The sequence below is a fragment of the Nocardiopsis sp. NPDC058789 genome, from assembly GCF_042745575.1.
GTDB lineage: Bacteria > Actinomycetota > Actinomycetes > Streptosporangiales > Streptosporangiaceae > Nocardiopsis > Nocardiopsis eucommiae.
The window spans coordinates 44062-57238 of sequence record NZ_JBHYOW010000013.1; the positions used below are offsets into that span (position 1 = coordinate 44062).

General features: G+C 70.4%; 13 protein-coding genes. 6 read left to right on the forward strand and 7 right to left on the reverse strand.

Annotation, left to right across the window (positions count from 1 at the left end):
* Positions 1–298: 298 nt before the first annotated feature.
* The 4 genes from ACFW3L_RS19780 to ACFW3L_RS19795 all read right to left on the reverse strand — a co-directional run bounded on the left by ACFW3L_RS19780 (position 299) and on the right by ACFW3L_RS19795 (position 4591).
* Positions 299–1951: a cytochrome bc complex cytochrome b subunit gene (locus ACFW3L_RS19780; protein ID WP_378742556.1), complete on the reverse strand. Its 1653-nt coding sequence runs from the start codon at positions 1949–1951 to the stop codon at positions 299–301.
* Between the two features lie 3 nt (positions 1952–1954).
* Positions 1955–3085 (reverse strand): Rieske 2Fe-2S domain-containing protein, encoded by a 1131-nt coding sequence (locus ACFW3L_RS19785; protein ID WP_378742558.1) that lies wholly within the window; start codon positions 3083–3085, stop codon positions 1955–1957.
* Positions 3078–3920, reverse strand: a complete 843-nt coding sequence (locus ACFW3L_RS19790; protein ID WP_378742836.1) for a cytochrome c — start codon at positions 3918–3920, stop codon at positions 3078–3080. The genes ACFW3L_RS19785 and ACFW3L_RS19790 overlap by 8 nt, the downstream gene beginning before the upstream one ends.
* A 95-nt stretch (positions 3921–4015) precedes the next feature.
* Positions 4016–4591, reverse strand: a complete 576-nt coding sequence (locus ACFW3L_RS19795; RefSeq protein ID WP_378742560.1) for a heme-copper oxidase subunit III — start codon at positions 4589–4591, stop codon at positions 4016–4018.
* Between the two features lie 535 nt (positions 4592–5126).
* Here ACFW3L_RS19795 and ACFW3L_RS19800 point away from each other — a divergent pair.
* Genes ACFW3L_RS19800 through trpD form a run of 3 tightly spaced genes read left to right on the forward strand, consistent with a single transcriptional unit; the run spans position 5127 to position 6864 of the window.
* A complete protein-coding gene (locus ACFW3L_RS19800) occupies positions 5127–5564 on the forward strand; it encodes a hypothetical protein (RefSeq protein ID WP_378742563.1) in 438 nt (145 codons plus the stop codon).
* Positions 5565–5583: 19 nt separating this feature from the next.
* Positions 5584–5715: a hypothetical protein gene (locus ACFW3L_RS19805; protein ID WP_378742565.1), complete on the forward strand. Its 132-nt coding sequence runs from the start codon at positions 5584–5586 to the stop codon at positions 5713–5715.
* Positions 5716–5775: 60 nt separating this feature from the next.
* A complete protein-coding gene (trpD, locus tag ACFW3L_RS19810) occupies positions 5776–6864 on the forward strand; it encodes an anthranilate phosphoribosyltransferase (protein WP_378742567.1) in 1089 nt (362 codons plus the stop codon).
* Positions 6865–6915: 51 nt separating this feature from the next.
* Here trpD and ACFW3L_RS19815 read toward each other — a convergent pair whose 3' ends face one another.
* From ACFW3L_RS19815 to ACFW3L_RS19825, 3 genes are all read right to left on the reverse strand, one after another.
* Entirely contained in the window at positions 6916–7191 is a 276-nt protein-coding gene (locus ACFW3L_RS19815; protein ID WP_378742569.1) for an Lrp/AsnC family transcriptional regulator, read from the reverse strand.
* Positions 7192–7311: 120 nt separating this feature from the next.
* A complete protein-coding gene (locus ACFW3L_RS19820; protein ID WP_378742571.1) occupies positions 7312–8076 on the reverse strand; it encodes a rhomboid family intramembrane serine protease in 765 nt (254 codons plus the stop codon).
* Entirely contained in the window at positions 8054–9832 is a 1779-nt protein-coding gene (locus ACFW3L_RS19825) for a DEDD exonuclease domain-containing protein (RefSeq protein WP_378742573.1), read from the reverse strand. The genes ACFW3L_RS19820 and ACFW3L_RS19825 overlap by 23 nt, the downstream gene beginning before the upstream one ends.
* Before the next feature lie 129 nt (positions 9833–9961).
* On the opposite strand from ACFW3L_RS19825, the gene ACFW3L_RS19830 reads away from it, so the two are divergent.
* From ACFW3L_RS19830 to ACFW3L_RS19840, 3 genes are all read left to right on the forward strand, one after another.
* Entirely contained in the window at positions 9962–10243 is a 282-nt protein-coding gene (locus ACFW3L_RS19830; RefSeq protein ID WP_378742575.1) for a hypothetical protein, read from the forward strand.
* Positions 10240–11652 (forward strand): NYN domain-containing protein, encoded by a 1413-nt coding sequence (locus ACFW3L_RS19835; protein ID WP_378742577.1) that lies wholly within the window; start codon positions 10240–10242, stop codon positions 11650–11652. Before ACFW3L_RS19830 ends, ACFW3L_RS19835 begins: the two co-directional genes overlap by 4 nt.
* A gap of 361 nt (positions 11653–12013) precedes the next feature.
* Positions 12014–13009, forward strand: coding sequence for an NlpC/P60 family protein (locus ACFW3L_RS19840; RefSeq protein WP_378742579.1), 996 nt, complete (start codon positions 12014–12016; stop codon positions 13007–13009).
* Positions 13010–13177: the final 168 nt, after the last annotated feature.

Sequence of the window (13177 nt, forward strand, 5' to 3'; positions counted from 1 at the left end):
GCTACCCCCTGCTGGCCCCCCTCCCCCCCCCCTATAGCCGGGGGGGCGCCCCCCCCCCCCCCGGTTGCGGGGGGGGCCCCCCCCCCCCGGGGGGCCCCCCCCCCTCCGTGGTTCCCGGACCCCGCGCCCGCCCCTGGCTGCCTCCTGGCACCTCCGACGGACCGGGGACGACCACTGACCCGGGCGACGGCCCCGGAGGCCCCAGCGACGGCCTGAGGGCCCCGGGGAGGCCTCCGGTGGAAACACGACGGACCCGGCCGCGCGATGCGGCCGGGTCCGTCGTCACGACAGGTGGACCCTAGTGGCCCTTGTCGTCCCCGTGAGAGGAGTGGTGCAGGTGGTGGCCGGTGTGGGCCTCCACGCCCTCGAAGGACACGTTGTCCTTCGTGTACCAGTGGGCGAGCGCACGGCGCAGCTTGCCGGTCGGCTTGCGGGCCGCCGGGTTCTCCACGCCGTTGTCGTCGGTCGCGTCCTCTTCCAGAGCGGTCGAGGTGATGACCGGCTTGCTCTCCAGCACGTGGGTGGTCTCGTCGGAGTTCTCCTTGTGAACCTCGATGAACTCACCGCTGGGCAGCTGCTGGATGATGCCGCTCTCGTAACCGTGTTCCAGGGTCTCCCGGTCACGGCGCTGGAGACCGAGGCAGATCCGCTTGGTCACGATGTAGCCCACGATCGGACCGGCGATGACCAGCACACGGAAGATGTACGTGGTCAGGTACAGGTCGATCGAGAAGGTCTCCGACAGGATGTCGTTCGACCCGGCGAGCCAGAGCACACCGTAGAAGACGATGCCCGCGACACCCAGACCGGTGCGGACCGGGGCGTTGCGAGGACGGTCCGCGACGTTGTGGGCCCGCTTGTCGCCGGTGATCCACTGCTCCACGAACGGCCAGGCGCCCATGGCACCGAAGATCAGGCCCGGCACCACCAGACCCGGGACCAGGACCGCCGTCATGACCGGGTACCCGGCGCCGATCGGGATCGTGAAGTCCAGGGTGTTCGGGAAGATACGCAGCGAACCCTCCATGAAGCCCATGTACCAGTCCGGCTGGAGACCGGAGGTGATGGACGTCGGAGTGAACGGGCCGAACAGGTGGATCGGGTTGATCTGGACGAACGCGCTCAGACCGGCGATCACGGCGAACGTGAAGAAGAAGAACCCGCCCGCCTTGACCGCGAACGCGGGGAACATGGGTGTTCCCACCACGGTCTTGTCCGTTCGCCCCTGTCCTGGGTACTGCGTGTGCTTCTGGTGCCAGAGGATCATGAAGTGCGCGACGATGAGCCCCAGCAGCAGCGCGGGGATCAGCAGCACGTGCAACATGTACAGGCGCGTGATGATGTCCTCGCCGGGGAACTCCCCGCCGAAGAGGAACATCGACACGTAGGAGCCCACCAGCGGCAGCGCCAGCATCACGCCCTGGAGGATGCGGACACCCATGCCCGAGGGCAGGTCGTCCGGCAGCGAGTAGCCGAAGAGGCCCTCGACCATGGCCAGGGTGAAGATGGCGACACCGATGAGCCAGTTGATCTCACGCGGCTTGCGGAACGCACCGGTGAAGAACACCCGGAGCGCGTGCACCACCAGCGAGGCCACGAAGATCAGCGCGGCCCAGTGGTGGATCTGTCGAACGAGGAACCCGCCACGGACGTCGAAGTCGATGTAGAGGGTCGAGGCGAACGCCTCACTCATCGGAACGCCCTGGAGGCGCTCGTAGGAGCCGTCGTAGACGACCTCGATCATGCTCGGCTTGAACCACAGCGTGAGGAACACACCGCTGACGAGCAGGATGATGAACGAGTACAGCGCGATCTCGCCCAGCATGAAGGACCAGTGGTTCGGGAAGACCTTGCGAAGGTTCTTCTCACCGGTCTTGGCCAGGTGGAAGCGGTCGTCGATGAAGTTTCCGACGCCGCGCAGCGCCTTGGGGGCTTGCGTGGTCTTACTCATCGACTAGTCCTTCCTGTATTCCCAGAACGTCGGCCCGGTCGGCTCGTTGAAGTCGCCCTTGGCGATGAGGTAGCCCTCATCGTCGACGCCGATCGGCAGCTGGGGCAGGGGACGGTGCGCGGGACCGAAGACCACCTTGGCGCCGTCCGAGGCGTCGAACGTCGACTGGTGGCACGGGCACAGGATGCGGTGCGTGGTGCGCTCGTAGAGCGCGGCGGGGCAACCCACGTGCGTGCAGATCTTCGAGTACGCCACGATGCCGTCGTGGGTCCAGTTGAGGCGGGTCTCGTCGCTGCCCTCGCGGACGGCGTCGTTCATCCCGCCCTTCCAGTCGTCCTCCGGCATCTTGATGAGCAGGATGACGGACTTGGCCTGGTCGGTGAGGCTGATCCCGTGCGGGTACCGCTCGTCGTCCAGGGCGGGGAGGGCGGAGATCATCCCGTACGGGTCGTTCTCCAGGTCCTCGGCCCTGATCTTGCGGTGGGTGCCCTCGACGTACATGTGCATGCCGTCGACCCACGGGGTGACCTTCATCTGCTCGCCCGGCAGAGGGCCGGTGTCGCGCAGCAGGACGATCGGCGCGATGCCCAGCGGCAGCATGGCCGCGATGAGCGTACGACGCATGAGCGGCCGTTTGGTGAAGCCGCTCTCGTCCGCGCTCTTCATGAAGAAGTCGCTGAACGACCCCTTCTCCTCCGAGCTGGACGGAAGCTCCTCGTACGGCGACGCCACCTCGTAGTGCGGCATCACGTTGCGCGCCCAGACCGTCATACCGGCGCCGATACCGAACATGGCGATGGTGAGCGTTCCACCAAGCAGCACGTTCGAGTACTGGCCGATCTGCGGGTCGGCGATCGCAGGTCCCGCCGCCGTGGGCGGGAACAGGAAGTACGAGACGATGAACCCCACACCGCCGAGGAAGGCGATGATGAACCACACCGAGGCGAGCTTCTCGCCACGGCGCTGCTTCTCCTCCGAGTGCTGGTGAGTCTCCGAGGCCAGGTACGGCCCGTTGTGCTCGCTCTCAGCCTTCGCGGAGGTCTCGGTCACCACGTCGGTGGTGTCCGTCGGGGTGCCGACGACGCGCTCCTTGGCGTCGTCCCCCGTGTTGTTGTCGTTGTTGTTCTCAGTCATGGGCACGCTGCTTCGCGGTGATCCAGATCGCGCAGGCGATGATCAGGGAGAGACCGACGGTCCACCCGATGAAGCCCTCAGCCACCTGGCCGACTCGGTCCAGGTCGAAGATGCCGCCGGCGTTGGGTTCCGCCTGGAGCGTCTTGACGTAGGAGATGAGCTCCTGCTTCTCCTCGGGGGTGATCGCGCCGTCGCTGAACATCGGCATGGCGCCGGGCCCGCTCACCATGGCCTCGTAGATCTCGCGCGGAGAGGAGTCATGGATCTCGGGGGCCCAACGGCCGTCGGTGAGAGCGCCGCCGCCACCGGACCAGCTGTGGCAGTGCGCACAGTTGGTCAGGTAGAGCTTCATGCCCATGTCGGTGTTGCTGGCGCCCTCGATGTAGGCGTCGTACTCGTCCTCGTACGCGGAGACGGCCTCTTCGTAGGCCGCCTCGTCGTCGAAGTCGGCACGCTGCGGACCGGCGTCGGGAACCTCGGTGGGCACCTCGGCTCCGGCACCGTTGGTCCTGATCTGCGCGTTGTAGTACGCGATCAGGTCCGCCAGGTCCTGCTCGGACATGGCCATCGGCTTGCGCGGCATCTGGCTGTCCGGGTCCATCGACGGCATACGACCGGTGCTGACCTGGAAGTCCAGGGCCGCGGGGCCGACCTCGCGGAGGTCGGGTCCGTTCAGAGCGGAACCCGAACCGTCCAGGCCGTGGCACGAGGCACAGGTCTGGTCGAAGATGGTCTTGCCCTGGGCGATGTCCACGTCGTCGGCGGACGGCGCCTCAGCGGCAAGGGTCTGCGCCTGCGCCTGGTCCGAGGTGGGGGCCAGTGCGGCGTACCCCACCCCGAACAGGGCTAGCGCGAGGATGACGACGACATACCCCGCCAGGGGATGCCGTCGCCGCGCGGTAATCCATTTCACGGTTTCCCCGTTTCGGGTTACTGGATGAAGTAGATGGTTACGAACAAAGCGACCCAGACGACGTCGACGAAGTGCCAGTAGTAGGACACGACGATCGCACTGGTCGCCTGCTGGTGAGTGAAGCGCTTCGCGGCGTACGTGCGTCCCAGCATGATGAGGAACGCGATCAAACCACCGATGACGTGGAGTCCGTGGAAGCCCGTGGTCAGGTAGAACATCGACCCGTAGGCGCTCGACTGGAGAGTCAGGCCCTCGTGGAAGATGAGCTCGTAGTACTCATACGCCTGTCCAAGGATGAAGAACAGGCCCATGAAGAACGTGATGAAGAACCACATGCGCAGCTTCTTGACGTCGCCGCGCTCCGCGGCCCAGACGCCGAACTGCGCGGTGAAGCTGGAGGCCACCAGGACGATGGTGATCGTCGAGGCCCAGGGCACGTTGAGGTGGACGTCCGCCCACTCGCCGAGCTCGGGGTTCCCGTTGGTCACCGATCGGATGGTGAAGTACATCGCGAACAGCGCGGCGAAGAACATGAGTTCGTTGGCAAGCCAAACGATGGTGCCAACACTCACCAGGTCAGGACGCTTTGCCACACCATGAGCTGATGCGGTTGCTGATTTTGGGTTCGCGGTTGCTGTCGCCACGGGAGCATTATTACGGCTTCTCGCGAAGGTCCGTACTCGACCCCCCGTAAGGAGGCGGATCGGTCCCGGTATCGACCGGTCTCGGCGCCCGGGACGGCGCTCCCACCGTGACTCCGGCGTTACTGTGGCCGCCCGCCCACCCAGGGTCGGCCCCAGCCGCGCTCGCCAGGGCTCAAGAGCGCGATCCGGCGCTGTTGAGGCGATCCGTACCCGGCTCAAAGGCGCTTGAACCGCCCCCAGCCAACGCCAAGGTATCGAAACGATCACCGTTGGACAACGCCGCGCCCGGGGCGGGTTAGCGCGGGCCCTCGTGTCCCTGGCATCCTGTGGTGTCGAAGGTCTCAACCCCTTCACCGGTCCGCCGACTCCCCCCAGGGGTCCGGCGGCCCCGAGGCAATACAGTCATAGGCAGAGAGCCAACGAACGCCACGGTCGCACCCCCCACGGCGGCGGCCGCGGTCAGACGCGATGGGACGGTTGCGCGATGGTGGTCAGCGGTACGGACACGGGTGCCAGGATGCGCGTGCTGGTCTACAGCGACAAGGCGGACACCCGCGAGCAGGTGCGGACGGCCATCGGCCGCCGCCCCGCCGCCGACGTCCCCAAGGTCGAGTTCGTCGAGTGCGCGACCGCGCCCGGCGTCCTGCGCAAGCTGGAGTCCACGGACCCGGCCGAGCGCGTCGACGTGGCCGTCTTCGACGGCGAGGCGGCGCCCACCGGCGGGATGGGCCTGTGCCGCCAGGTGAAGGACGAGATCTACCGCTGCCCGCCGGTGCTCCTGCTGGTGGGGCGGCGCGACGACGGCTGGCTGGCGACCTGGTCGCAGGCCGACCAGGTGGTGAGCCACCCGATCGACCCGGTCGCGCTGGCCGAGTCGCTGGCCGAGCTCATGCGCCAGCGCGTCGCGGCGCTCAGCGGCTGAACCCGTGGGGTGTGACGAGATGACCGACAGGACGAACGGCGACAGGGACCTGCGCCGTCGCATCGTGGTGGGCGGAGCCCTCAACCACGGCGCCGACATCGGGCGATGGCGTGGCCACACCACGCCCCTCCCCGTCACCCGGAGCCGTTGAGGGGGCGGGCCCGCGCGCCCGCCCCGGCTCCCCCGCCCGTCCTCCCAGGAGTCCACGTACATGAACGTCCCCGTCACACCCGAACCCCAGTCCGCCTCCGCCGTCGAGGAGCGGACCTGGTCCCACCTGATCACCGCCCTGCTGGGCGGGGTCACCCTCAGCGCAGCCGACACCGCGTGGGCGATGAACGAGATCATGGCGGGCTCGGCCACCGACGCGCAGATCGCGGGCTTCGCCGTGGCCCTGCGCGCCAAGGGCGAGAGCGTGTCCGAGGTGACCGGCCTGGCCCAGGGCATGCTCGACAACGCGGTCCGGATCAGTGTCGAGGGCCCGACCCTGGACATCGTCGGGACCGGCGGCGACCGGGCCCACACGGTGAACGTGTCCACGATGGCGGCGATCGTCGCCTCCGCCGCGGGCGCGCGCGTGGTCAAGCACGGCAACCGGGCGGCCTCCTCCTCGTGCGGTACCGCCGACGTGCTGGAACGGCTCGGCGTGGTCCTGGACCTGCCACCGGAGCTGACCGTGAGGGTGGCTCAGGAGGCGGGCGTGACCTTCTGCTTCGCCCCGTTGTTCCACCCCTCGCTGCGGTACGCGGCCAAGCCGCGCCGCGAGCTGGCGGTGCCGACCGTGTTCAACTTCCTGGGCCCGCTGACCAACCCCGCGCAGCCGACCGCCTCGGCGATCGGTGTGTTCGACGAGCGCATGTGCGAGGTCATCGCCGGCGTGTTCGCCCGCCGGGGCTCCTCCGCTCTGGTGTTCCGGGGCGACGACGGCCTGGACGAGCTGACCACGGCCACCACGTCCACGGTCTGGGTGGTGGAGGGCGGTCACGCGCGGCGTGAGCGCCTGGACCCGGCCGACCTGGGTGTGGCGCGGTCCGCTCCGGACGCCCTGCGCGGCGGGGACGTGGAGTTCAACGCGCAGGCGGTGCGGGACCTGGTCGCGGGACGGCCGGGTCCGGTGCGCGACGCCGTGCTGCTGAACGCCGGTGCCGCGCTGGCAGCCGTGGACGGGGTGGGCGGGTCCCTCACCGACGCGGTGCGCGCGGGGTACGCCCGGGCCGCTGAGGCGGTGGACAGCGGTGCGGCCGAGCGCCGCCTGGCCTCCTGGGTGGAGACCAGCCAGGGGCTGGCCAAGACCCTGTAGGGGCCCTGCCTGGGCCGGTCCCCGGGAGGGCGACCGGCCCGCTGCCCCCGGCTACCAGCCGATGGCGAAGGCCGACTCCAGGTCGTGCTTGGAGTAGGTCTGGAACGAGATGTGGGTGTCGGAGGAGAGCACGCCGGGGACCTTGTTGACGTGGCCGGGGATCACGTCGGAGAGGTCCTCGTGGCGGCGCACCCGGACCATGGCGATGAGGTCCACCCCGCCGGTGACGGAGTAGACCTCGCTGACCCCGTCGATCGCGGCGATCGCCTCGGCGACCTCGGGGATGCGGTGGACGTCGGCCTTGATCATGACGATCGCGGTGATCACTGTGCCTCCTGGGCGGTTCGGTGCGGGACGCGGTACGGGCCGGGCGCCGGGGTCGTGTTCCCTGGACCGCTCCGGTGACGGCTCCGCCGCCACCGGCCACGGCGTCCACGAGGACACTCCCTAGTAGGCGTCGGAGAGTCGTGTCCCCGAGCGCCAGCGCAACCGGTGGACCACCAGTCCCGCGATCACCCCCGCGATGAATCCGTAGACGTGTGCCGCGTAGGCCACGTTGGAGCCGGCGCCGGGGGCGGTCGAGGATGTGACGTAGAGAAGATACTGAAGTGCGAAGTAGCTTCCCACCACGGCCCACCCGGGCAGACGCATCGGGATGACGCCGAACACCAGTGTCGTGACCCGGCTGCGGAACTGCACCACCAGGTAGGCGCCGAGGACGCCCGAGATCGCCCCGGAGGCGCCGACCATGGGGACGGTGCCGTCGGAGTCGACCAGGGCGAAGCCGAGGGCGGCCACGATCCCGGTGCCCAGGTAGAGGGCGAGGAAGCGGAGCTTGCCGATGCGGTCCTCGACGACCGGCCCGAACACGAACAGGTACACCATGTTCCCGAGCAGGTGCATCGCGCCCGCGTGCAGGAACATCGAGCTGAACACGGAGAACCAGACGGACTTGCCCGCGATCCCCTCGCACGTGGGGCTCAGCGGTCCGGCCAGGTCGACCCGGCCCAGCAGCTCGTCGGGGATGGCGCCCCAGCGCATGAAGTAGTCGTCGATCGCGCAGTAGCGTCCGACCGCGTCCGCCGGGTACCAGACGGCCGTGGCCGACTGGGGCGAGACGAGGTAGACGAGGACGTTGACCGCGATCAGCCCGAAGGCGACGACGGGTGCGCGTCGGACGGGGTAGTCGTCATTGAGCGGAAGCGCGGCCATGCGCCCAGTGTGTCATCCCGGTGTGCGCTTCGGCGCTCCGCAACGGGCATGTCCACTCACCTTCCATCTCGACCAGGCGGGTCCCGGGGCGTTCGAGCCAGTCCAGGACCAGCTCGGTCTCCCCCGCGGTGGCGTTGGGGACGGGACCGAACCCCGCCGGGACGCGCTCCGCGGTGGCGGTGAGGGAGCTCAGGAAGGCGGCGGGGTCGGTTCCGGGGCTCAGGACGGCGCTGGCGGCCAGTCGGCCGTGCCGGACCACCACGGTCTCCCACCCGGTGGGGCCCGGCCCCGTGGCGACCAGGTGCGGGACGGCGGCGATCGCGGCGAGGCGCTGGGCGCGGCGGGCTCCGCGCAGGAAGGCGGAGAGGCGGTCGCGCAGGGCCGCCGCCTCCTCGTAGCGGAGTTCGGCGGAGAGTTCACCGATGCGGCCGGTGATCGCGTCCACGACCACCGCCGGGTCTCCGGTCATCGCGGTGCGGGCCGCGTCGGCGTGCGCGGTGTAGTCGGTCAGCGACTCCGTCCCGTCGCAGGGGGCGCCGCAGCGTCCCAGCTGGGCGAGGACGCACGGCTTCACACCGTTGGGGACCACCCTGAGCGGCGCGCTCCCGGCGCTCCGCCCGCCGCCGCGTACCTCCTCGACGGTGAACGTGTGGGTGCACTGGCGCAGCGGGAGCGCGTGCAGGATCGCCTCCCGGGCCTCCTCCGCCGCGCGGGGCGAGGGGTAGGGGCCGAGGTAGGGAGCACCGTCGTCCTTGATCACCCGCACCACGGACAGACGCGGCAGGGCGCCGGGGGTGAGCGTGACCCAGGAGGCGCGCTCGGGGTTGCGGGACCTGCGGTTGAAGGGCGGTTTGCGCTCCGCGATGATGCGCAGCTCGCGGACGGACGCCTCCAGTTCCGTGGTGCACACGATGGGGGTCACGCCCTCGACGAGCCCGGCCATCTCCCGGATACGCCTGCGGGACTCGGCGGCGGTGAAGTAGGTGGCGACCCGGCGGCGCAGGTTGTTGCTCTTGCCGACGTAGAGGCTCGCGCCCCGGGCGTCGGTGAAAACGTAGACGCCGGGGCGTTCGGGCAGGTCCTCGGCGAGGTGGCGACGGGCCCGCTGGGCACGGCTCGGTGGCTTGTTGACCGCGCGCAGCTCCTCCAGGCTGGTCACTCCCAGGGGCGCGAGCCGGGCCAGGAGGCCGTTGAGCACGTCGACGGTCGCGCGGGCGTCGTCCAGGGCCCGGTGGTTGGGCGTGGTGGGGGCGCCGAAGTAGGCGGCCAGGGTGCCCAGGCGGTGGTTGTGGACCTCAGGCCGGACCAGGACGGCCCGGGCCAGGCGCAGGGTGTCCACGACCGGGTAGCCGGGCCACTCGACGCCCTCGCGCTCGCAGGCGGCCTTGAGGAAGCCGGTGTCGAAGGCGGCGTTGTGCGCGACCAGCACCGTGTCGGGTTCGGCGGCCAGGAAGGCCAGCAGGTCCGGCAGCGCCCGGGTGAGGGGCGGAGCGGTGGCCACCATCGACTGGGTGATGCCGGTCAACAGGGTGATGTTGGCGGGGATGAGCACGCCCGGGTCCACCAGAGTGGTGAACTCGTCCGTCACCCGCCCGTCGCGGACGCGGACCGCGCCGATCTCGGTGATCCGGGACCGGGAGGCGCTGGTACCGGTGGTCTCCAGGTCGACCACGACGAAGGACACCCCGGCCAGCGGCGTGCCCAGGTCGCCGATGCTGGTTTGGACGCCCTCGGGCGCCGCTGACTGTCGAACCACGCGGTCAGGGTAGTCGGGGCCCACGACCAAACTCCTCCGGGCTACGGTCAGACCCGCCCGACATGGAAAGATGTGGGCCGTGGGACGGCAGAGGCCGCCGTCCCGTGAAGCACGACGCAAGGAGGAACCGTGGGGATCGCGATGCCGGGTGACAGTGAGCGTTGGCGATGCACCGCGTGCGGGAACCTCACGCGGTTCGACGTGACCCGGACCGTCCGCTCCCAGGACTTCGTGCATCAGGAGCTGTCCGGCGTCGGCGCGGTCGAGGAGCGCACGGTGCTCTCCGAGACGGTCGAGCGGGTGAAGTGCCGCTGGTGCGGCGCCACCGACAGCGTGGAGATCGTCCCCCGCCCTGACGCCGACTCGTCGGTCTCCGACGCATCGGCGGAGAGCCCGACGGGTCGGGCATGAGCGCCCGCCCGGACACGGGCGGCGGCACCGGTGACCAGGGCCGTGACCGCGCCCCCGACGCCCCGGGCCGCGAGGAGGGGGAGGCCTCGGTGCCTTCGGAGGAGGGCGGGGAACGGCTGCGCCGTCCCCTGCCCGAACCGGTGCGCGCCCGGGTCGTCGAGTACGGGTCCGACGTGCTCGGCGGCATGCGGGCCTCCGACCTCCCCCCGGTGCTGCGCCGGGTCGCGAGGTTCGAGCCCCGCCGCCGGGCGCGGCTCGCCGGGCCGCAGATCGCCGCCCAGCTGGAGAACGACCACGCGTTCCGGGGCCTGGTCGCCGCGCGGGTCGAGCAGGTCTGGCCCGAGCTGGCCGAGGGGATGCGCGCCGGGGTGGTTCCGCCGGCCGCCGACCCGGTGGCGGTGGCGGCCAGCGCCTACCTGCTGCGCCCGAAGGGGTGGCCGGAGATCGTCGAGGGCGTCCACGAGGAGCTGGAGCGCCAGACCAGCGCTCGGGAGGTGGACGAGGCCGCCGAGGCCCTCGACGACGTCCGTCGACGTCTGGAGGAGACCCAGCAGGGGCACCAGGCGGAGCTGGAGCGGCTGCGCGGGCAGATCGGTGCGCAGCGCACCGAGATCGCGGAGCTGCGCCGCAAGGTGCACAACGAGCGCCAGCGTGCCCGGAAGGCGGTGGCCGAGGCCGAGCGGGCGGTGACGGAGACCGCCGACCGGCGCCACGAGAACGAGAGCCAGGTCAGCGCTCTGGAGGTGGAGAACCGCAGGCTGCGGTCGCGGCTCGCGGACGCTGAGGCCCAGGTGGAGAACGCCCGCCGCGCGGTGCGCACCGGCCGCAACGCCGACGAGGCCCGTCTGAGGGTGCTGTTGGACGTGCTGGTGGACGCCTCCCACGGTCTGCGCCGTGAACTGGCGCTGCCCACGTCCCTGGACAGCCCGGCCGACCTGGTGGCGGAGGCCCAGGAGGAGCACCGCCGGGTGTCGCTGGGCGGACTGCCCGACGACGCCCCCGGTCTGCTCGAGCACCTGCTGACGGTCCCTCGGGTGCACCTCCTGCTGGACGGCTACAACGTCACCAAGACCGGGTACGGGACCCTGCCGCTGGCCGACCAGCGCACGCGTCTGCTCACCTCCCTGGAGGGGCTGGCGAGCAGGACCAAGGCGGAGATCACCTGCGTCTTCGACGGAGCCGACGTGGAGGCGCCGCCGGTGACGACCAGCCGCCGGGTGCGCGTGCTCTTCAGCGCGCCCGGGGAGACCGCCGACGCGCTGATCGTACGGCTGGTGCGGGCCGAACCACCCGGTCGGCCGATCGCGGTGGTCACCTCCGACAAGGAGATCGTCACCGCGGTCAGGCGAGCGGGCGCACGTGCCGTGCCCTCCGTGGTCTTCCTGCGCCACCTGGAGGCCCACTCCTGAGCGGCCCGGGCCCGGTGCGCCGCCTCCGCCGCCCCCGTTCCGGCTGAGAGCCTCACCACGCGTGGGCGCGCCGGGCCCGCGACCCTCCCCCTCCGACCTGGCCTGTCCACACCCTCCGGGCCCGGGCGACCCGCTCCCCCGGCGTGATCGTCACGGTGCCGTGGTTGAGGCGCGCAGGCCCTTCCGCTAGGTTCTTGCAGGAACGTGAGTGCCCCGTCTGGCAGTAGGCCACCCTTGCGCCTCCCCACACCGGCCGGGACCCGCACACTCCCGTGAGGCCCGTGCCCACACACGGGACCCCTGATCTTCCGTCACCCAGCACCCCATGCGGACTTCCCAACCTCAAGGAGCGTGGACCGCCATGAAGAACCCCGGTGGTCGGCGTACGGCTCGCCGAATCGCTACGACCGGTCTCGGCGTGGTCGCCGCCGGTACCTTCCTCGCCCCCGGAGTCGCTCACGCGGAGCCGACCCAGGAGGAGGTCGAGGACCGCATCGAGGAGCTGAACCAGGAAGCCTCCACAGCGGTCGAGAACTTCAACCAGGCCGAAGAGGACTACGACGCGGCCAAGGCCGCCTACGACGAGCTCGACGGCCAGGTCGGTGACGAGCAGGAGCGCTACGACGGGCTGCGGGAGAAGGTCCAGCAGTTCGCCAGCGCCACCTACCAGGGCGGCGACCTCAACTCCACCGCCAACGTCCTGACCTCCGACGGCCCCGAGGCCCTGCTGGAGCAGAACGCGGACCTCAACTACCTCTCGGACACCCAGCAGACCCAGCTGGACGACTTCGGGGAGTCCGCCGAGCGCCTGTTCGCGCTCAAGGACGAGGCCGAGAAGGCCCTCGAGGAGGCCGAGAAGGCCAAGGACGAGGCCGAGGAGGCCAAGGACGAGGTCGAGGAGAAGATCGAGGAGCAGCAGGAGATCCTGGCCCAGTTCCCCGACTCCGACGCCTCGGCCGAGGGCGGTGACGACAGCGGCGGTCAGAGCCACGGGGGCAGCGGGAACGCCTCGACGGCCCTGGACTTCGCCTACTCCAAGGTGGGTCTCCCCTACGTGTGGGGCGGCACCGGCCCCAACGGGTACGACTGCTCCGGCCTGGTCCAGGCGTCCTGGCGCGCGGCCGGTGTCGACCTGCCCCGCACCACCTACGGGCAGGCCGACGTGGGCACCCGTATCTACGACATGAGCGCCGTGCAGCCGGGCGACATCCTGTTCTTCTTCGGCGACCTGGGCCACAACGGCCTGTACGCCGGGAACGGGCAGATGGTCCACGCCCCGAGCAGCGGCCGCAACCTGGAGGTCGTCGGTCTGGCCGCCTACTGGGGCGGTCAGTTCCAGTTCGCCGTCCGGCCCTGATCCACGCGTGACCCCGTGAGGCCGCCGTCCCCGCCGGGACGGCGGCCTCACGCGTGCGGCGCGTCGCGCTCGCCCCCCTGATCCCCCTTTAGGGTCAGGAACCCTGATTTCGGACACTCCTCGTCTTCCAGCGGAATGTCACGAAACAGTTGAGAGCCCCCGAGCCAT